Below are 20,191 nucleotides of genomic sequence, written 5' to 3' on the forward strand. Positions count from 1 at the left end.
CACAGGAGCAAGGGGAGAGGGAAGCGCGAGATGAGTGTCGCTGGTCAAGTGATCTACATCGCGCTGTACTGCTTCCTCATCCTGCTGATCTTCCGCCTGGTGATGGACTATGTCTTCCAGTTCGCCCGCTCATGGCAACCCGGCAAGGCAATGGTGGTGATTCTTGAGGCCACCTACACTGTCACCGATCCGCCACTCAAGCTTCTGCGGCGGGTCATCCCGCCGCTGCGTCTCGGGGGCGTGGCGCTCGACCTGTCCTTCTTCGTATTGATGATCATCGTCTACATCCTGATCACCGTCGTGAGGTCGGTGTTGTTGGTGTGAACGATACGGTCTTGCCGATTGCCGACGACTACGTTGAGGTGAAGTAGAGATGCCGTTGACCCCCGAGGACGTGCGGAACAAGCAGTTCACGACCGTCCGCCTCCGAGAAGGCTATGACGAGGACGAGGTCGATGCCTTCCTCGACGAGGTCGAGGCCGAACTGACCCGCCTGCTGCGGGAGAACGAGGACCTGCGCGCCAAGCTGGCCGCCGCCACTCGGGCCGCCGCGCAGAACCAGCAGCAGGGGCTGCGCAAGGGTCCCGACCAGCAGCAGGACCAGCCGCAGCGGCCGGGGGCCCCGGTGCCCGCCGCCATATCCGGTCCGCAGCCGGTTCCGCCGCAGCAGCAGGGGATGGGTGGCCCGCCCCAACTGCCCGGTGGTGCACCGCAGCTGCCCCCCGGTCCCGGTGGCCACGGTCCCGGTCCGCAGGGCCCGCACGGCCCCGGCCCGATGGGCCAGGGCGGCCCGCTGGGCGGTCCGCTCGGCGGTCCCGGACAGCAGATGCCGCAGCCGGCCCCGCAGCAGGGCGGCCCCGGCGGTGACAGCGCGGCGCGCGTGCTGTCGCTGGCGCAGCAGACCGCCGACCAGGCGATCGCGGAGGCCCGTTCCGAGGCCAACAAGATCGTCGGCGAGGCGCGCAGCCGTGCCGAGGGCCTGGAGCGGGACGCCCGCGCCAAGGCCGACGCGCTGGAGCGGGACGCGCAGGAGAAGCACCGCGTGGCGATGGGCTCGCTGGAGTCGGCCCGCGCGACGCTGGAGCGCAAGGTCGAGGACCTGCGCGGCTTCGAGCGCGAGTACCGCACGCGTCTGAAGTCGTACCTGGAGAGCCAGCTGCGTCAGCTGGAGAACCAGTCCGACGAGTCGCTGGCCCCGCCGCGGACCCCGGCTGCCCCGTCGCTGCCGCCGTCGCCGTCGATGGCGTCGGCCGGTGCGGGCACCATGGGCGGCAACCACACCATGGGTGGCGGCCCGTCCATGGGCGGCAACCACTCCATGAGCAGCCCGTCCAGCGGTGGTCCGTCCTACGGCGGTCAGCAGCAGATGTCGCCGGCGATGACCCAGCCGATGGCACCGGTGCGGCCGCAGGGTCCGTCGCCGATGCAGCAGACGCCGTCGCCGATGCGCGGCTTCCTCATCGACGAGGACGACAACTGACGGACGGCTGACGCCGGTACGGCGCGCAGAGTCGGCAATCAGGGCCGGGCCCCGAGGGAACTCCCTCGGGGCCCGGCCCTGTTCGTACCACTTTGACCCCGTCTGTCGTCGCGCCCCCGTCCCGTCGTTCCCTGAGAGGGGCGCGGTGGTGGTACGCGGGGGGCGGAGAAGAGCGCAGGCCCCGGCGCGGAGTGCGCCGGGGCCTGGTCGTGCTCCGTCGTGCTTCCGTGCTCCGTTATGCCTTGCGGAGGTGGAAGGTCAGGGACAGTGCCTCGTCCGTGAAGGCCGGGCCGTAGGAACCGTCCGGCTCACCGGCGGCGAAGTCGGTGGCCAGCACCTCGTCGGCGATCAGCGCGGCGTGGTCGGTCAGCGCCGTCCGCAGCTCGTCGTCGGCGGCGGCCCAGCGCAGCGCGATCCGGTCGGCGACGTCCAGGCCGCTGTTCTTGCGGGCCTCCTGGATCAGCCGGATCGCGTCGCGGGCCAGGCCGGCGCGGCGCAGCTCCGGGGTGATCTCCAGGTCGAGGGCGACCGTCGCGCCCGCGTCCGAGGCCACCGACCAGCCCTCGCGCGGGGTTTCGGTGATGATGACCTCTTCGGGGCTCAGGCCGACGGTCTCGCCGTCCACCTCGACGCTCGCCGTGCCCTCGCGCAGCGCGAGCGAGAGGGCGGCGGCGTCCGAGGCGGCGACGGCCTTGGCGACCGCCTGGACGCCCTTGCCGAACCGCTTGCCCAGGGCCCGGAAGTTGGCCTTGGCGGTGGTGTCGACCAGGGAGCCGCCCACCTCGGAGAGCGAGGCCAGCGAGCTGACGTTGAGCTCCTCGGCGATCTGGGCGCGCAGGTCCTCGGAGAGGTCTGCGAAGCCGTGCGCGCCGACCAGCGCGCGGGACAGCGGCTGGCGGGTCTTCACCCCGGACTCGGCGCGGGTGGCGCGGCCCAGCTCGACCAGCCGGCGCACCAGCTGCATCTGCGCGGAGAGCGCCGGGTCGATCAGCGCGCGGTCGGCCACCGGCCAGGTGGCGAGGTGCACCGAATCCGGGGCGTCCGGGGTGACCGGGACGACCAGGTCCTGCCAGACCCGCTCGGTGATGAACGGGACGAGCGGGGCCATCAGCCGGGTGACCGTCTCGATGACGTCGTGGAGGGTGCGCAGTGCGGCGGCGTCGCCCTGCCAGAAGCGGCGGCGCGAGCGGCGGACGTACCAGTTGGAGAGGTCGTCGACGAACGCGGAGAGCAGCTTGCCGGCGCGCTGGGTGTCGTAGCTCTCCAGCGCACCGGTCACCTCGTCGACGAGGGTGTGCAGCTCGCCGAGCAGCCAGCGGTCCAGCAGCGGACGGTCGGCCGGGGCCGGATCGGCCGCGGACGGCGCCCAGTTGGAGGTGCGGGCGTAGAGCGCCTGGAAGGCGACGGTGTTCCAGTACGTCAGCAGGGTCTTGCGGACGACTTCCTGGATGGTGTTGTGACCGACCCGGCGGGCCGACCACGGGGAGCCGCCGGCCGCCATGAACCAGCGGACCGCGTCGGCGCCGTGCTGGTCCATGAGCGGGATCGGCTGGAGGATGTTGCCCAGGTGCTTGGACATCTTCCGGCCGTCCTCGGCGAGGATGTGGCCCAGGCAGACCACGTTCTCGTAGGACGACTTGTCGAAGACGAGCGTGCCGACGGCCATCAGCGTGTAGAACCAGCCGCGGGTCTGGTCGATGGCCTCGGAGATGAACTGCGCCGGGTACCGCTTCTCGAAGAGTTCCTTGTTGCGGTACGGGTAGCCCCACTGCGCGAACGGCATCGAGCCGGAGTCGTACCAGGCGTCGATGACCTCCGGGACGCGGACCGCGGTCAGCGTGCAGCCCTCGTGGGTGCAGCCGAAGGTGATCGCGTCGATGAACGGGCGGTGCGGGTCCAGGCCGGACTGGTCGGTGCCGGTCAGCTCGGACAGCTCGGTGAGCGAGCCGACGCAGGTGAGGTGACCCTCCTCGCAGCGCCAGATGGGCAGCGGGGTGCCCCAGTAGCGGTTGCGGGAGAGCGCCCAGTCGATGTTGTTGTTCAGCCAGTCGCCGAACCGGCCGTGCTTGACCGAGTCCGGGAACCAGTTGGTGTTCTCGTTCTCCCGCAGCAGGGCGTCCTTGACCGCGGTGGTGCGGATGTACCAGGACGGCTGGGCGTAGTAGAGCAGCGCGGTGTGGCAGCGCCAGCAGTGCGGGTAGCTGTGCTCGTACGCGACGTGGCGGAAGAGCAGGCCGCGGGCGTCGAGGTCGGCGACCAGCGCCTCGTCGGCCTTCTTGAAGAACTGGCCGCCGACGAGCGGGAGTTGCTCCTCGAAGGTGCCGTCCGGGCGGACCGGGTTGACCACCGGGAGGTCGTACGCCCGGCAGGTCCGCAGGTCGTCCTCGCCGAAGGCGGGGGCCTGGTGGACGAGGCCGGTGCCGTCGTCGGTGGTGACGTACTCGGCGTTGACGACGAAGTTGGCGCCGTCGAGGTCGAGCAGCCGGAAGGGGCGCTCGTAGGACCAGCGCTCCATCTCGCGGCCGGTGAAGGACTCGCCGGTGGCCGTCCAGCCCTCGCCCAGCGCCTTCTCCAGCAGCGGCTCGGCGACGACCACGTGCTCGGCGCCGTCGGTGGCGACGACGTAGGTGACGTCGGGGTGGGCGGCGACCGCGGTGTTGGAGACCAGTGTCCAGGGGGTGGTCGTCCAGATCAGCAGGGCGGCCCGGCCGGCCAGCGGGCCGGAGGTCAGCGGGAGGCGGACGAAGACCGAGGGGTCGACGACCGTCTCGTAGCCCTGCGCGAGCTCGTGGTCCGACAGACCGGTGCCGCAGCGCGGGCACCAGGGGGCGACGCGGTGGTCCTGGACCAGCAGGCCCTTGGTGAAGATCTCCTTCAGCGACCACCACACCGACTCGATGTAGTCGGGGTCCATCGTGCGGTACGGGGCGTCCAGGTCGGTCCAGTAGCCCATGCGGGTCGTGAGTTCGGCGAAGGCGTCGGTGTGCCGGGTCACCGACTCGCGGCACTTGGCGTTGAACTCGGCGATGCCGTACGCCTCGATGTCCTTCTTGCCGCTGAAGCCGAGCTCCTTCTCCACGGCCAGCTCGACCGGGAGGCCGTGGCAGTCCCAGCCGGCCTTGCGGTCGACGTGGTAGCCCTGCATCGTGCGGAACCGGGGGAAGACGTCCTTGAAGACCCGGGCCTCGATGTGGTGGGCGCCGGGCATGCCGTTGGCCGTCGGGGGGCCCTCGTAGAAGACCCACTCGGGGCGGCCCTCGGACTGCTGCAGGGTGCGGGCGAAGACCTTCCGCTCCTGCCAGAAGTCGAGCACAGCGTGTTCCAGGGCGGGCAGGTCTACCTGGGCTGGTACCTGGCGGTACTGGGGTGTGGGACTCATCGGTTCCTCCGGCGGACACCTGGGTGCGTTCTCCGACCGGAGGGACGAGAGCACGTGCTCCCGCGGTACCACCCTCCTTGGCGGTGCGCGCCGCACCGCCCCCTCATTGGGGTCGCGCTGCCGGTTCTAGTCGCCCTGGCGGCCCGTGGGCCCCGCTCACTGTCCAGAGCTTTCTTCCGGCGGCTCCGGGCTGATCTTCACGTCATGCACGCCCCCGGGCTCGCACCGTCCCCGGGTCGCTGCAGGCTGCGTATGACGCTACTCGTCCCATCGACGCCTTTCGCTGCGCCCCCAAGCTCTCGCCTTCGCTTGAGCAGGGGGTGTCCCCACAGTGTACGGGGCCGCGCCGAGGGCGGCCGACCGGATTTCCCGGCCGCCGACCCAGGGGGACCGGGCGGGGGCCGCCGCCCGGCGGGTGACCCGAATGGCGAGCAGCTCCGGAGCGGGTCGTTCCGGGCGGATTACGGCGCGGGGAGCGGGGCACAACCGAGGCAGACCGGACGTACGGCCCCGGCGGCGGGGGTGGCCGGGCGGTGCGTCTCGTTGCCGCGTGCCGTGAGGCGATTTATCGTTCCCGTCACGATTCGCGAACTAGATCACATATGTGAAGGGATCGCGGCCATGGTGGCGAAAAAGACCGCCGCGGAGAAGATCACGACGTCCGGCGGGCCTGCTGACGAGGACGTCGTGCAGCGGTCCGTCCGCCAGGAGGCGACCGGGCACCCGGCGGCGCCGGAGACGTCGGAGCAGCACGAGAAGGCCGCTCCGGAGAAGGCGGCCGTGAAGAAGGCGCCGGCGAAGAAGGCGGCGCCCGCCAAGACCGCCGCCAAGAAGACCGCCGCCAGGAAGACCGCGGCGAAGAAGGCGGCGGCCAAGAAGACGACGGCGAAGAAGGCGACCGCCAAGAAGGCGGCGACCGGGCAGGCGCCGGCGGCGGAGAAGACGGGAGCCAACACGGTGGTGGCGAAGAAGACGGCGGAGGACGCGTCGGTCGCGCACGGCGCGGACTCCGCGGTGCCCCCGGCCCGCGCGGCCGCGACACCCGGTGAACTCGCGGTGCGGCCCGGCGAGGATCCCTGGACGCCGGCGGAGGTGGCCGAGGCGCGGTCCGCCCTGATGGACGAGGTGGGCCGGCTGCGGGCCGAGATCGTCGCCGCGGGGGACGCGATCGCCGGGCTGATGCGGGACTCGGGGGACGGCGCGGGCGACGACGAGGCCGACACCGGCACCAAGAACATCACCCGCGAGCACGAGCTGGCGCTGGCCTCCAACGCCCGCGAGATGCTGCGCCAGACCGAGCGGGCGCTCGGCCGGCTGGACGCCGGCACGTACGGGCTGTGCGAGAACTGCGGGCAGCCGATCGGCAAGGCGCGGATGCAGGCGTTCCCGCGCGCGACGCTCTGTGTGGAGTGCAAGCAGAAGCAGGAACGGCGCTGATCGGTGTGCGCCCGCGGCGCGCAGCGGGCCGGCACCTGTCCGGCCCGCCGGCGCAGGCGTGTGCCGTACCCTCGTGGTCAGCCGGGCTGGGCCTGGTGAAGGACTCGACGGGCTGAGGGACGCACACGTGGCAGAGGCGGAACGCATCACCGGTACGCCGGAATCCGAGCCGGGTTCCGGGTCGGATCCCACGACGGGATCCGACGGGGGACGGCCGGCGGAGGGCGAGCGGCCCACCGGGCGGGGCAAGCGGCGGATCGCCGCGCTGCTGCTGGTGGCCGCGATCGTCTACCTGCTCGACCTGGGCAGCAAGCTCGCGGTGGTCGCCAAGCTGGAGCACCACGCGCCGGTCGAGGTCATCGGGACGCTGCTGCAGTTCAGCGTGATCCGCAACCGCGGGGCGGCCTTCGGCTTCGGTGAGGCGCTGACGGTCCTGCTGACGGTGATCGCCGCGGTGGTGATCGTGGTGATCGCCCGGATCGCCCGCAAGCTCTACAGCCTGCCCTGGGCGATCGCGCTGGGGCTGCTGCTGGGCGGTGCGTTCGGCAACCTCACCGACCGGATCTTCCGCTCGCCGGGCGTCTTCCGGGGGGCGGTGGTGGACTTCATCGCCCCCGCGCACTTCGCGGTCTTCAACCTCGCCGACTCCGCGATCGTCTGCGGCGGCGTGCTGATCGTGCTGCTGTCCTTCCGGGGCCTGGACCCCGACGGGACGGTCCACAAGGACTGACGGCCCGCGCCCGGTTCCACGTCCCGCTTCCACGCCGGTGTCCCGGCCCCGGGGCCCTCGCCGGGCAGGGCAGTACCGCGGGACTGCCATACTCGTGGGGTGAGCAGCTTCCCCGAGATCCGCACCCTGCCCGTACCGGACGGCCTGGAGGGCGAGCGCGTGGACGCCGCGCTGGCCCGCATGTTCGGCTTTTCCCGGACGAAGGCGGCCGAGCTCGCGTCGGCCGGCAAGGTCCGGGTCGACGGCGCCGAGGTGATGAAGTCCGAGCGGGTGCGCGGGGGCGCCTGGCTGGAGGTCGAGATGCCGGCCGCCGCCGCGCCGGTCGAGATCGTGGCCGAGCCCGTCGAGGGCATGGAGATCGTGCACGACGACGACGACATCGTGGTGATCGTCAAGCCGGTGGGGGTCGCCGCGCACCCCAGCCCCGGCTGGAGCGGCACGACCGTCATCGGTGGTCTGGCCGCGGCCGGCTACCGGATCTCCACCTCGGGGGCGGCCGAGCGGCAGGGCATCGTGCACCGTCTCGACGTCGGGACCTCCGGGCTGATGGTGGTCGCCAAGTCGGAGCGCGCGTACACGTCGCTGAAGCGGCAGTTCAAGGAGCGGGTGCCGGACAAGCGCTACCACGCGCTGGTGCAGGGCCACCCGGACCCGATGAGCGGCACCATCGACGCCCCCATCGGGCGGCACCCCAACCACGACTACAAGTGGGCGGTCATCGCCGACGGCAAGCCGTCGGTCACCCACTACGACCTGATCGAGGCGTTCCGGGCGGCCAGCCTGCTGGACATCAAGCTGGAGACCGGCCGGACGCACCAGATCCGGGTGCACATGTCCGCGCACCGGCACCCCTGCGTCGGCGACATGACCTACGGCGCGGACCCCACCCTGGCCAAGCGGCTGGGCGTGGCCCGGCAGTGGCTGCACGCGGTGCGGCTGGGCTTTGAGCACCCCTCGGACGGGCGCTGGGTCGAGTTCGAGAGCGCGTACCCGGCGGACCTCCAGCGTGCGCTGGACACCGTCCGGGAAGAGAGCTACTGACGCCGGTACCGCGCCCGAGTCGGGGCAACTCCGGACATCTCGGCCGGCAAAAGCGGGCATCTGATCACTTCATGGCAGGCTTGGGGCGAAATGTGATCGAAATCGACCGCCCCGGAGCGTAGCCACCGTGGATCAGTTGGCCCTGCTGTTCGTCCTGCTGTTCGGAGCGGTGGTGATGGTTCCGGTCGGCGACCGGCTGGGCCTGCCCTCGCCGGTGCTGATGACGCTCGCCGGCGCGGTGCTGGCGCTGCTGCCGTTCGTGCCCAACGTCGAGGTGCCGCCCGAGTACATCCTGCCGATCGTGCTGCCGCCGCTGCTCTACGCGGCCGTCCAGCGCACCTCCTGGCGGCAGTTCACCGCCAACCTGCGGCCGATCTTCCTGCTCGCGGTGCTGCTGGTGTTCGCCACCACGGCGGCGGTCGCGGCGGTCGCCCAGGCGGTGGTGCCGGGGATGCCGGTGGCCGCCGCGGTGGTGCTGGGCGCGCTGGTCGCCCCGCCCGACCCGGTCGCCGCCACCGCGGTGGCCGGCAAGCTCGGACTGCCCCGCCGCATGGTCTCCATCCTGGAGGGCGAGGGGCTGTTCAACGACGTCACCGCGATCGTGCTGTACCACGTCGCACTGGCCGCGGTGATCAGCGGGAGCTTCTCGGTGCCCGGCGCGGTGGGCTCGCTGGTGCTCTCCGCCGTCGTCGCCATAGCGGTCGGCCTGGTGCTCGGCTGGGTCACGAACCAGCTGATGGGGCGGCTCGGCGACCCGACGCTGCAGATCGGGCTGACGCTCCTGGTGCCGTTCGTGGCGTACGTCCTGGCCGAGGAGTTCAAGGGGTCGGGCGTGCTCGCGGTGCTGACCTGCGCGCTGTTCCTGGCCGAGTACGCGGTCGACGCGGACGACGTGATGGGCCGGCTGGCCGGCTACACCTTCTGGGAGGTGGTCGACACCCTCGTCACCGGCGTCGCGTTCGGGCTGATCGGCCTGGAGCTGCACAACATCCTCGGTGCCGCCGCCGGCCGTTGGGGCTCGCTGCTGGGCGCCGGCGCCGCGGTGGTCGGGGTGGTCGTCGCGGTGCGGCTGGTGTGGCTGCTGCCCGCCGCCTGGCTCGCCAAGCGGATGCACAAGCGTCGGGACTACGACGAGGACATCCCGATGAGCTGGCGGGAGACGGTCATCATGTGGTGGTCCGGGATGCGCGGGGTGGCCTCGGTGGCGCTGGCCCTGGCCATCCCCTACGGGATCGACGGCGGGCCCTTCCCGGCCCGCGACGAGATCCTGTTCATCGCCTTCGCGGTGGTCCTGTCCACGCTGATCATCCAGGGGCTGACGCTGCCCTGGCTGGTGCGCAAGCTGCGGGTGCGGGCCGACACCGACGCCGCGGACGAGCTGGAGCGGGAGCTGGCGCTGCGGGTCGTCAAGGCGTCCAAGCGCCGGCTGAAGGAGATCCTGGAGGTCGAGGAGGTCTCCGACGAGGTCGCCGACCAACTGGCCCGCCGGGCCTACGACATCGGGGCCCGGATCGCGCCGGACATCGTCGACGAGGAGCGGCGGGAGCTGTTCGAGAAGCGCATCTCCCGGCTGAAGAAGGTCCAGCGGATCCAGAACGAGATGCTCTCGGCCGCCCGGCACGAGGTGCTGGCGGCCCGCAGCGAGCCGGGCGCCGACCCGGAGGTCGTCGACCGGGTGCTGCGCCACCTGGACGTGCGGAGCCTGCGGGCGACCCCGTAGGCGCGGCGGGGTGGTGCGCCGGACGGGCGGCCGGTCAGTGGGCCTCGGCACCGTCCGGGCCGGCCGCCGGACCGGGCGGCATCGCGCGCCGGGTCTCCTCGGCGCACGGCGCGGGCGCGGTGGTGATCCGCGGCAGCGCGTAGGCGTGCTCGGTCCGCAGCCAGTCGATCATCCGCTCGCGGATCTGGCAGCGCACCGTCCACACGGCGTCCGCGTCGCGGGCGGTGACCAGGGCGCGCACCACGATGGTGGACGGGGTGGTGTCGGTGACCACCAGGCTCCAGGACCGGCCGTCCCACTCCGGGCACTCCTGGAGCAGCTCGTGCAGGCGCTGCCGCATCTTCTCCACCGGGGCGGAGTGGTCGAGGTGGAAGAAGACCGCGCCGGTCATCTGCGCGCCGCCGCGCGACCAGTTCTCGAACGGCTTGCTGGTGAAGTACGACACCGGCATGGTGATCCGCCGCTCGTCCCAGGTCCGCACGCTCAGGAACGTCAGGGTGATCTCCTCGACCGTGCCCCACTGGCCGTTCACGACCACGGTGTCCCCGATCCGCACCATGTCGCCGAACGCGATCTGCAGCCCGGCGAAGAGGTTGCCCAGGGTGGACTGGGCGGCGATGCCGGCGACGATGCCCAGCAGGCCGGCCGAGGCCAGCATGGACGTGCCCACCGCCCGCATCTGCGGGAACGTCAGCAGCATCGAGGCCGCCGCGACGACGATCAGCACCGCGGTGACCACCCGCTGGATCAGCGTCACCTGGGTCCGCACCCGCCGCACCCGCGCCGCGTCCCGGGCGCCCGCCGCATAGCGGGCGTACGACGACTCCACGATGGCCGCCGCGGCCCGCACCAGCAGCCAGGCGGTGGCCGCTATCAGCACCAGCGTCAGGGCCTGGCCGATGCCCACCGCGTGGTGCACCACGACCGGGATCCCGGTCTGGTCGAAGGAGCCGAGCAACAGGGCGGCGGCGAGCATCAGTCGGAGCGGTATCCGGCAGCGGCGCAGCAGTCCCCACAGCGGGGTCTCCGGGTGTCGGGTGTCGATCCGCAGCAGGGTCCGGTCGATCAGCCGGACCACGACGAGCGCGACCACGAGCGAGCCCCCGACGACGGTGATCGGGCGCAGCACGGACTCCAGGGACACGGTCTCCTCCTCGGTGCGGTGTGCTCCTGCCGGACCCGACGACGGTAGCTGGCACGATGGGGGGAGAGCGATCCAACCCCAGGGAAGTGATGTCTGTGCCCGCCTCCGTCGAGCCCGCGACCAGCGGTTCCTCCACCATCGTGCTGTTTCATTCGGTGTGCGGGCTGCGCCCCGCGGTGCACGCCGGCGCGGACCGGTTGCGGGCCGCGGGCCACGAGGTGATCGTCCCGGACCTGTTCGGCGGGCGGACCGCCGACTCGGTCGCCGACGGCATCGTGATCAAGGACGAGTTCGGCAAGGAGGAGCTGCTCCGGCGCGCCGTCGCGGCCGTCGCCCCGTACTCCGACCGCGGGCTGGTCTATGCCGGGTTCTCCTTCGGCGGCGCGGTCGCGCAGAACCTCGCCCTCGGCGACGAGAAGGCCCGCGGGCTGCTCCTGCTGCACGGCACCTCCGACATCGCCGACGGTGCCGCCGCCGACGAGCTGCCGGTGCAGCTGCACGTCGCCGACCCCGACCCGTACGAGCCGCACGACTGGCTCAACGCCTGGTACCTGCGGATGCGCCGGGCCGGTGCCGACGTCGAGGTGTTCCGCTACGCCGGCGCCGGCCACCTCTTCACCGACCCCGAACTGCCGGACTACGACGCGGAGGCGGCGGAGAGCACCTGGAAGGTCGCGCTGGGGTTCCTGGCCGACCTGCCCGAGCGCGGCTGAACGACGGCCGGGCCGACGGGGCGCGAGGGCCCCGGTCGGCCTGCCGCGGCGGTCAGTTGCCGCCGGTCGGATCCTTCTCGCCCTTGGCGATGCCCTGGCCGCCGCCGTCCTTGCCGGCGTCCCGGCCCTTGCCCGCGTCGCCGCCCTTCGCCGGGCCGAACTCCGCGTCGATCATCTTGCGGAAGTTGGCCCGCGCGAGCTGGTCGTACTGCTCCTGCGTCATCTTCCGCTGCGGGATCTCCGCCATCGTCAGCTTCTTGTCGCCGTGCATGAAGGTGGGGGTGCCGCGTACGCCCTTGCGCCCGAACAGCGCGGTCATCTCCATCGCCCAGCGGTCGTAGGTGCCGTCCTCGACCTGCTTCTCGAACGCCTTGTTGCCCTTCAACTCCGGTACGTCGCCGGCGACTTTGAGCAGCTCGGAGTCCTTGGCGTAGAGGTCCTCGCGCTCGTCGGGGTGGTACTTGGTGGAGTACAGCGCCGACTTGTACTTCAAGAACGCCTCCGGGCTGACGTTCAGCGCCGCGCCCAGCGCGCTCAGCGCGTTCTTGGAGCCCTCGCCGCCCTGCATGTCGTCGATGAACGAGTACATGGTGTAGCGGACCTTGAAGCGGCCGTCGTGCAGGTCCTTGAGCAACTCCTCGCCGGTGCTCTGCTCGAAGGCCGCGCACGCCGGGCAGCGGACGTCCTCGAACACCTCCAGCGTCTGCTTGACGTTCTTGTCGCCGATCAGGATCTCGGTGCCCTTGTCGCCCTGGGTGTGCGCCGGGGTGACCAGCTTGGCCTCCTTGGCAGCCTCCCAGCCGGTCGGCTCGTTCGCCTTCATCACGGCGAAGCCGATGCCGCCGGCGATCGCCAGGACACCGACCGCCGAGACCGCCACGATGAGTTGGCGGCGCAGCCGCTCCTTCTTCTTCTCCTTCTCGCGCTGGGCGCGGATCCGCTCGCGGGCGGCCTGCTTGTTCTCCTGGGTGTTGCGGTTGCTCATGGGGGGTGTCCGATCCTTCGGTGCGGCGCTGGCTGGGGCGATGCGGGTGTCAGACGGCGGCCGGGACGGCGGGCCGCGGCGGCGTACCCCGTGCGCGAGCAGCCCGCCGGCCAGGTGCCCGACGGGCGGAGGTACCCCCCTCACCCCCGGTCGGCCCCCCGGCCGGACCGCCGGGTGGACTCCCCTCCCCTGCATGGCCGGGAGTCTGCCATGAGCACGACGGGAAACCGGGTCAAGATTTGGCATCGGCCGGCGTGCGCGGTGCACGCCGGCCGATGCCGGTGCCGGGGGTGTGTCCCGGCGTCAGGACCCGGGGGTCACTTCTTGAGGTTCTTCTCCACCTGCGCGTTGAAGTCCGCGACCGTGGACGGCGCGACCGGCCCCTGGGCGGACTGGGTGCCCAGGACCGTGCCGTTCATCCGCACCGTCGGGGTGCTGCGGACGTCCTTGTGCGAGTCGAACTCCTTGGACATCGCCATCGCCCAGGCGTCGTACGTGCCGCCCTTGACGGCCTTCTGGAAGGCGGCGTTGCCCTTCAGGGCGGGGACGGTGTCGGCCACCTTGATCAGGTAGCTGTCGTCGGCGAACTTGTCCGGGCCCATCTCGTCCGGGTGGAACTCCTTGGAGTACAGCGCGTACTTGTACTTCAGGAAGGCGTCCGGGGAGACGTTCAGCGCGGCGCCCAGCGCGCTCAGCGCGTTCTTGGAACCGGTGCCCTGGAGGTTGCCGTCCAGGAAGGTGCCCAGGTGGTACGTCGCCTTGTACTTGCCGTCGCTGATGTCCTTCTCGATCTGGGATCCGACGGTCTCCTCGAAGGCGGCGCAGCCGGGGCAGCGCGGGTCCTCGAAGAGCTCCAGGCTGTTCTTGGCGTCGGACTTGCCGACGACCAGGGTGGTGCCGTTGGGGCCGCTGGTGTTCGCCGGCGGGACCGGCTTGGCCTTGGCGGCCTTCGCCCAGACGTCGGCGCCCGAGCCGCCGCCGCTGTCACCGCCGCCGGAGTTGGCGACCGCCAGACCGATGCCGCCGGCCACCGCCAGCACCGCGACGACCGAGCCGCCGACGATCAGCTGCCGGCGGGTGCGCTCCTTCTTGGCCTGCCGCTCGCGCTCGGCGCGCAGCCGCTCGCGGGCTGCCTGCTTGTTGGCCTGACTGTTGCGGTTGCTCATGACTGTTCTGCTCCGTGGGTTCCGTGGTCCGTGGGGACGGGGGTGCGTGCTACCGGGAGGCGTCTATGCCCTGGGGGCGTGCGCCGGCCGCCGGGGCCCGGGAGGGCCGTCAGGCGGCGAGCGCGCAGGGCGGCCCGCGGCGCACCACGGAGTGCACGAGCAGGGGAACGGACCGGGCGACCGGACCGCTCCGCACGAGGGCGGGCACCGGGCGGCGCGGCGCCAGGACCCGGCCCAGGACCGCAGCCGCGACCAGCAGCGGACGGAAGGCGAAGCCGGCCACCGCGCCCAGCAGCCGCACCAGAGCGGCCTCGCCGCGGCGCAGCCAGCCGGCCGCCAGCAGCCCGACGGCCAGGTGCGCGGCGAGCAGCAGCAACCAGACCTGGGCCGGGGCGCCGCCCTCGCGGGAGAGCTGGGCCAGCGGGCCGCCGACCGGTCCGCCGCCGCAGAGCAGCATCGTGCTCAGCGAGTGGACCGGGGCGGCCGGGGTCCCGTCCGGGCCGTAGCAGGTGTCCTGGCCGAGGCTGAAGACCGCGTCGGCGGCGAGCTCCAGGGGGAGCAGCAGCCCGGCGATCCGCCAGTAGCCGCGCTCGCCGCCGGCCAGCGCGTAGGCGAGCGCGAACACCGCGACGCCGGTCACGGCGACGGTGACCGGCGGCAGCGGCATACGGGAGAGCAGCACATGGGATGCCGAGGACAGCGTCACGCACAGCGCCGTGAAGAGCGCCGCGCGCAGTGCCCGCAGGTGTGCCGCAGAGATGTCCATCGTCAGCGAGTGTGCCATGGGACGGGCCAAAGGGTCACTAAGGGGGCGGGCCGGATGGGCTACGGGACCGGGAACCGACCGTCCCGGAGCAGCTCGACGAAGAGCGCGTGGTCGGCGCGGGCGCGGGCCGCACCGGAGTGCGCGAAGTCCGCCAGCAGCGGGCCGAAGCCGTCCTCGTCGGCCGCCAGGGCCGCGTCGATGGCCCGCTCGGGCCGGAACGGCACCAGCGGATGCCGGGCCTTGCCGTCCCCCGCGGCGTGCGCCGCGGCGGTGACCCGGCCCAGCCCGACGACGGCCGCGGCGAACTCCTCGGGGTCGTCCAGGCCGGACCAGTCCAGCCCGGTGGTGTACGGCGAGACCTCGCCGACCACCAGGCCCGCGTCGTCCAGCGCGGTCCAGCCCAGCCAGGGATCGGCGTGCGTCTGGAGGGCGCACCGCGCCAGCACCGCCAGCTGCCCGTCGTGCCGGACGTGCTCGGCGACGTCGGGGAGGGGGCGGTACCGGGCGAGCGACGGGGTCCGCGCCCGCCGCATGGTGAGCACCACATCGCTCTCCAGGACGTCGCTGCCGCCCTCCAGCAGCAGGTCGTACGCCTCCGCGTCGGCCGTGCCGGTGCCGCGCCGGCCCACCACGTCCTTGATCCGGTACGCCTCAGGACGGGTCAGGGAGCTCTCCGGCAGCGTCTCCAGATAGCCGTCGAACGCCGCCAGGACCGTGTAGCGGGCCGCCGCGTCCAGCTCGACGCCGTCGTGCCCGACCGCGAGGCGCCGCTCGCCGTCGCACCGCTCGGTCCGCGACGCCAGCAGCCCGGCCCGGGTCCGGCCGCGGGCCGCGCGCAGCACCGCGAGCAGCGGGCCGTCGGCGGTGTCCAGGGTGCACGGCGGCGCGGTGTCCGCGTCGGAGGCCAGCGCGTGGACGTGCTCCCGATAGGCCGCGGCGAAGGCCCGCACCAGCTCGGTGATCCGGGTGTCGCTCAGCCCCCGGGCGTGACCGAGCAGCGCCACCGAGGCCGCGCACCGCTTCAGGTCCCAGGTGAACGGGCCGACGTAGGACTCACCCGATCCGGTGACGCCGAACACCAGACGGCCCGTGGCGTCCAGATATCCGCCGAAGCTCCCGGCGTGCAGATCGCCGTGGATCCACACCCGGGCGGTCCGCTCGTCCAGATACGGCGTGCCCTGCGCGCCCGCGCCGGCCGCCGCCAGGTCGTGGTGGAAAAGGGCCGCCGCGCCCCGGAAGAACGCGGCGGGGGAACCGGCCATCCGGCGCAGGGCGCCTTCGGGGGCGGTGTCGAGGGCGGCGAGGATCTCCCCGTCGCGCCGGGCGGTGTCCTGGCCGGGCCGCGCGGTGTCCCGCGTCGGGGCGTGTGGGATCGGCATCGCTGGCTGCCTCCTGCAGTGCCGGGAAAGCGAATCGGAGATCAGCGGGACAACGCACGGGGCGGCCCGTGAGTGCCCGGCCGTCGGTCGTCCCGTCGGGGGCGCCGTGCGCACCGCTGCGGGCCCCCGCTGTCAGTGCCGGGTCGTAGACTTCAACACCGTCCCACCCATCCCTCGCGACATCTTCAGCCCATCCCTGCGGACGGCTTCCGCCGCCCCCGGCGGACCTGTCCCGTCCATCCCGCCCGACCAGTCCCGACAACTGCCGTTCCCGGAGGTTCAGCGCCGTGGCCCCCTCGTCCAGGCCCCCCTTCACGCACCTGCACGTCCACACCCAGTACTCGCTGCTGGACGGTGCCGCGCGGCTCTCCGACATGTTCAAGGCGTGCAAGGACATGGGGATGACGCACATCGCCATGTCCGACCACGGCAACCTCCATGGCGCGTACGACTTCTTCCACTCCGCGCAGAAGGCCGGGGTCACCCCGATCATCGGCATCGAGGCGTACGTCGCGCCGGAGTCGCGGCGCAACAAGCGCAAGATCCAGTGGGGCCAGCCGCACCAGAAGCGCGACGACGTCTCCGGTTCCGGTGGTTACACCCACAAGACGATCTGGGCGGCGAACAAAACGGGGCTGCACAACCTCTTCAAGCTCTCCTCGGACGCGTACGCCGAGGGCTGGCTGCAGAAGTGGCCGCGCATGGACAAGGAGACGATCTCCCAGTGGAGCGAGGGCCTGATCGCCTCCACCGGGTGCCCCTCCGGTGAGCTGCAGACCCGGCTGCGCCTCGGCCAGTTCGACGAGGCCCTGAAGTCGGCCGCCGAATACCAGGACATCTTCGGCAAGGACCGGTACTTCCTGGAGCTGATGGACCACGGCATCGAGATCGAGCGCCGGGTCCGTGACGGCCTGCTGGAGATCGGCAAGAAGCTCGGCATCCCCCCGCTGGTCACCAACGACTCGCACTACACCTACGCGCACGAGGCGACCGCGCACGACGCGCTGCTGTGCATCCAGACCGGCAAGAACCTCTCCGACCCGGACCGCTTCAAGTTCGACGGCACCGGCTACTACCTCAAGTCCACCGACGAGATGTACGCCATCGACTCCTCGGACGCCTGGCAGGAGGGCTGCCGCAACACCCTCCTGGTGGCCGAGCAGGTCGACACCACCGGCATGTTCGAGAAGCGCGACCTCATGCCGAGGTTCGACATCCCGGAAGAGGGCTACACCAACACCACGTGGTTCAAGGAGGAAGTGCGCCGCGGCATGCTGCGCCGCTTCCCCGGCGGCGTCCCCGAGGACCGGCAGAAGCAGGCCGAGTACGAGATGGACGTCATCATCCAGATGGGGTTCCCGGGCTACTTCCTCGTGGTCGCCGACTTCATCATGTGGGCGAAGAACAACGGCATCGCGGTCGGCCCCGGCCGTGGCTCCGCGGCCGGTTCGATCGTCGCCTACGCCATGGGCATCACCGACCTCGACCCGATCGAGCACGGCCTGATCTTCGAGCGGTTCCTCAACCCCGAGCGCGTCTCCATGCCCGACGTCGACATCGACTTCGACGAGCGTAGGCGCGTCGAGGTCATCAGGTACGTCACCGAGAAGTACGGCGCCGACAAGGTCGCCATGATCGGCACCTACGGCAAGATCAAGGCCAAGAACGCGATCAAGGACTCCGCCCGCGTCCTCGGCTACCCGTACGCCATGGGCGACCGCCTCACCAAGGCGATGCCCGCCGATGTCCTCGGCAAGGGCATCGACCTCGACGGCATCACCAACCCCTCGCACCCGCGCTACAACGAGGCCGGTGAGATCCGGGGGATGTACGAGAACGAGCCGGACGTCAAGAAGGTCATCGACACCGCCAAGGGCGTCGAGGGCCTGGTCCGGCAGATGGGCGTGCACGCCGCCGGCGTCATCATGTCCAGCGAGCCGATCATCGACCACGCCCCGATCTGGGTGCGGCACACCGACGGCGTCACCATCACGCAGTGGGACTACCCGCAGTGCGAGTCGCTCGGCCTGATCAAGATGGACTTCCTGGGCCTGCGGAACCTCACCATCATGGACGACGCCGTGAAGATGGTGGAGGCCAACAAGGGCGTCAAGCTGGAGCTCCTGTCGGTCCCGCTCGACGACCCGAAGACGTACGAACTCCTCTGCCGCGGTGACACGCTGGGCGTGTTCCAGTTCGACGGCGGCCCGATGCGCTCGCTGCTGCGCCAGATGCAGCCCGACAACTTCGAGGACATCTCCGCCGTCTCGGCCCTGTACCGGCCGGGCCCGATGGGCATGAACTCGCACACGAACTACGCCGAGCGCAAGAACGGCCGGCAGGAGATCACGCCGATCCACCCGGAGCTCGAAGCGCCTCTGAAGGAGACGCTGGGCCTGACCTACGGCCTCATCGTGTACCAGGAGCAGGTGCAGAAGGCCGCGCAGATCGTCGCCGGCTACTCCCTCGGCGAGGCCGACATCCTGCGCCGCGTGATGGGCAAGAAGAAGCCCGAGGAACTGGCGAAGAACTTCACCATCTTCCAGGCGGGCGCCCGCAAGAACGGCTACAGCGACGCCGCGATCCAGGCCCTGTGGGACGTCCTGGTCCCGTTCGCCGGCTACGCCTTCAACAAGGCGCACTCCTCCGCGTACGGCCTGGTCACCTACTGGACCGCCTACCTCAAGGCCAACTACCCGGCCGAGTACATGTCCGCGCTGCTGACCTCCGTGCGCGACGACAAGGACAAGTCCGCGGTCTATCTGAACGAGTGCCGTCGGATGGGCATCAAGGTGCTCCCGCCGAACGTCAACGAGTCCGAGGCCAACTTCGCCGCCCAGGGCGACGACGTCATCCTCTTCGGCCTCACCGCCGTCCGGAACGTCGGCCAGAACGTCGTCGAATCGATCATCCGCTGCCGCAAGGCCAAGGGGAAGTACTCCTCCTTCCCCGACTACCTCGACAAGGTCGATGCGGTGGTCTGCAACAAGCGCACCACCGAATCGCTGATCAAGGCCGGCGCCTTCGACGAGATGGGCCACACCCGCAAGGGCCTCATGGCGCACTACGAGCCGATGATCGACAACGTCGTCCAGGTCAAGCGCAAGGAGGCGGAGGGGCAGTTCGACCTCTTCGGCGGGATGGGCGACGACTCCACCGACGACGGGCCGGGCTTCGGGCTGGACGTGGAGTTCTCCGAGGACGAGTGGGACAAGACCTATCTGCTCGCCCAGGAGCGCGAGATGCTCGGCCTCTACGTCTCCGACCACCCGCTCTTCGGGCTGGAGCACGTGCTGAGCGACAAGGCGGACGCCGCCATCGCCCAGCTGACCGGCGGCGACTACTCCGACGGCTCGATCGTCACCATCGGCGGCATCATCTCGGGCCTGCAGCGCAAGATGACCAAGCAGGGCAACGCCTGGGCCATCGCCACCGTCGAGGACCTCGCCGGCTCCCTCGACTGCATGTTCTTCCCGGCGACCTACCAGCTGGTGTCCACCCAACTCGTCGAGGACGCCGTGGTGTTCGTCAAGGGCCGGCTCGACAAGCGGGAGGACGTGCCGCGGCTGGTCGCCATGGAGATGATGGTCCCCGACCTCTCGGAGGCCGGCGCCAACGCCCCGGTGACGATCACCATCCCGGCGGTGAAGGTCACCCCGCCGATGGTCGAGAAGCTCGGTGAGGTGCTCAGCAGCCACCGCGGTTCGACCGAGGTCCGCATCCGGCTCCAGGGCGTGCGGAAGACCACGGTGCTCCGCCTGGACCGCCACCGGGTCACCGCCGACCCGTCGTTGTTCGGCGATCTGAAGGTGCTGCTCGGCCCGTCCTGCCTGGCTGGCTGAGCATCCGGCCGGGGCGTCGCCGCGGCCCCGGTCCCCGATGCGACGAGGGGCGCGCCCGCACGGTTCGGGCGCGCCCCTCGGCAAGTCATCGGTGGTGCGGGGCAGTTGGGGTGCTGCCGGGCGGCTTCACCGGGATGTGTCAGTTGTGGCCGAAGCGGCGCTGGTGCTTGCGCGCGACGTCCGACGGGCTGGCCTGGGCCTGCGAGTGCGAGATCGCTTCGAGGGTCGACTTCTCGGACCGCTGCTGGCCGCGCTCGGGCTCGCTCGCCTTGGGCTGCTTCCGTTCCTTCTTGTTCTTGGCCATGATCGTGCCTCCTGGGGGGGATCTTGGGATCGGCCGGAATCAGACTTACACGGCGGACACATCACTGCATTTCGGGCAATTACCCTGAGTGATGGCGGCAGTTAC

Annotated in this window: 15 protein-coding genes; 8 read left to right on the forward strand and 7 right to left on the reverse strand. The window is 71.3% G+C overall.

The window, feature by feature from the left end; translation table 11 throughout:
- Positions 1-30: 30 nt before the first annotated feature.
- On the forward strand, positions 31-324 hold the full coding sequence (locus SNOUR_RS28740) for a YggT family protein (protein ID WP_039637383.1): 294 nt from the start codon (positions 31-33) through the stop codon (positions 322-324).
- A 49-nt stretch (positions 325-373) separates the two neighbouring features.
- Complete coding sequence (locus SNOUR_RS28745) at positions 374-1,480, forward strand: DivIVA domain-containing protein (RefSeq protein ID WP_067352613.1); 1,107 nt, start codon at positions 374-376, stop codon at positions 1,478-1,480.
- Between the two features lie 235 nt (positions 1,481-1,715).
- On the opposite strand, the gene ileS is transcribed toward SNOUR_RS28745, so the two are convergent.
- A complete protein-coding gene (ileS, locus tag SNOUR_RS28750; protein WP_067352616.1) occupies positions 1,716-4,859 on the reverse strand; it encodes an isoleucine--tRNA ligase in 3,144 nt (1,047 codons plus the stop codon).
- Positions 4,860-5,480: 621 nt separating this feature from the next.
- Here ileS and SNOUR_RS28755 point away from each other — a divergent pair.
- From SNOUR_RS28755 to SNOUR_RS28770, 4 genes are all read left to right on the forward strand, one after another.
- Positions 5,481-6,296 carry a TraR/DksA family transcriptional regulator gene (locus SNOUR_RS28755; RefSeq protein ID WP_079142945.1) on the forward strand — a complete coding sequence of 272 codons (816 nt, stop codon included), beginning with the start codon at positions 5,481-5,483 and terminating at the stop codon, positions 6,294-6,296.
- A gap of 127 nt (positions 6,297-6,423) precedes the next feature.
- Positions 6,424-7,026, forward strand: coding sequence for a signal peptidase II (gene lspA / locus SNOUR_RS28760; protein ID WP_067352618.1), 603 nt, complete (start codon positions 6,424-6,426; stop codon positions 7,024-7,026).
- A gap of 99 nt (positions 7,027-7,125) precedes the next feature.
- A complete protein-coding gene (locus SNOUR_RS28765; protein WP_067352621.1) occupies positions 7,126-8,067 on the forward strand; it encodes an RluA family pseudouridine synthase in 942 nt (313 codons plus the stop codon).
- A gap of 127 nt (positions 8,068-8,194) precedes the next feature.
- A complete protein-coding gene (locus SNOUR_RS28770; protein WP_067352624.1) occupies positions 8,195-9,787 on the forward strand; it encodes a Na+/H+ antiporter in 1,593 nt (530 codons plus the stop codon).
- A 34-nt stretch (positions 9,788-9,821) separates the two neighbouring features.
- Here the strand turns inward: SNOUR_RS28770 and SNOUR_RS28775 are convergent, their stop codons facing one another.
- The gene (locus SNOUR_RS28775) at positions 9,822-10,925 is read right to left on the reverse strand and encodes a mechanosensitive ion channel family protein (protein ID WP_067358904.1); all 1,104 of its coding nucleotides are present in this window, start codon (positions 10,923-10,925) and stop codon (positions 9,822-9,824) included.
- A 101-nt stretch (positions 10,926-11,026) separates the two neighbouring features.
- Between SNOUR_RS28775 and SNOUR_RS28780 the strand changes: the two genes are divergently transcribed.
- Positions 11,027-11,644, forward strand: coding sequence for a dienelactone hydrolase family protein (locus tag SNOUR_RS28780; RefSeq protein ID WP_067352627.1), 618 nt, complete (start codon positions 11,027-11,029; stop codon positions 11,642-11,644).
- Positions 11,645-11,696: 52 nt separating this feature from the next.
- On the opposite strand, the gene SNOUR_RS28785 is transcribed toward SNOUR_RS28780, so the two are convergent.
- The 4 genes from SNOUR_RS28785 to SNOUR_RS28800 form a co-directional block, all read right to left on the reverse strand.
- A complete protein-coding gene (locus SNOUR_RS28785) occupies positions 11,697-12,629 on the reverse strand; it encodes a thioredoxin domain-containing protein (protein WP_067352630.1) in 933 nt (310 codons plus the stop codon).
- A 317-nt stretch (positions 12,630-12,946) separates the two neighbouring features.
- Positions 12,947-13,795 (reverse strand): thioredoxin domain-containing protein, encoded by an 849-nt coding sequence (locus tag SNOUR_RS28790; RefSeq protein WP_067352633.1) that lies wholly within the window; start codon positions 13,793-13,795, stop codon positions 12,947-12,949.
- Between the two features lie 109 nt (positions 13,796-13,904).
- The gene (locus tag SNOUR_RS28795) at positions 13,905-14,561 is read right to left on the reverse strand and encodes a hypothetical protein (RefSeq protein WP_067358905.1); all 657 of its coding nucleotides are present in this window, start codon (positions 14,559-14,561) and stop codon (positions 13,905-13,907) included.
- 59 nt (positions 14,562-14,620) lie between these two features.
- Entirely contained in the window at positions 14,621-15,940 is a 1,320-nt protein-coding gene (locus SNOUR_RS28800; protein WP_067352635.1) for a DUF2252 family protein, read from the reverse strand.
- Positions 15,941-16,227: 287 nt separating this feature from the next.
- On the opposite strand from SNOUR_RS28800, the gene dnaE reads away from it, so the two are divergent.
- Positions 16,228-19,782: a DNA polymerase III subunit alpha gene (dnaE, locus tag SNOUR_RS28805; RefSeq protein ID WP_067352638.1), complete on the forward strand. Its 3,555-nt coding sequence runs from the start codon at positions 16,228-16,230 to the stop codon at positions 19,780-19,782.
- 139 nt (positions 19,783-19,921) lie between these two features.
- On the opposite strand, the gene SNOUR_RS47280 is transcribed toward dnaE, so the two are convergent.
- Positions 19,922-20,086, reverse strand: coding sequence for a hypothetical protein (locus SNOUR_RS47280; protein ID WP_167739074.1), 165 nt, complete (start codon positions 20,084-20,086; stop codon positions 19,922-19,924).
- Between the last annotated feature and the right edge of the window lie 105 nt (positions 20,087-20,191).

The organism is Streptomyces noursei ATCC 11455 (assembly GCF_001704275.1).
Classification (GTDB): Bacteria; Actinomycetota; Actinomycetes; order Streptomycetales; family Streptomycetaceae; genus Streptomyces; species Streptomyces noursei.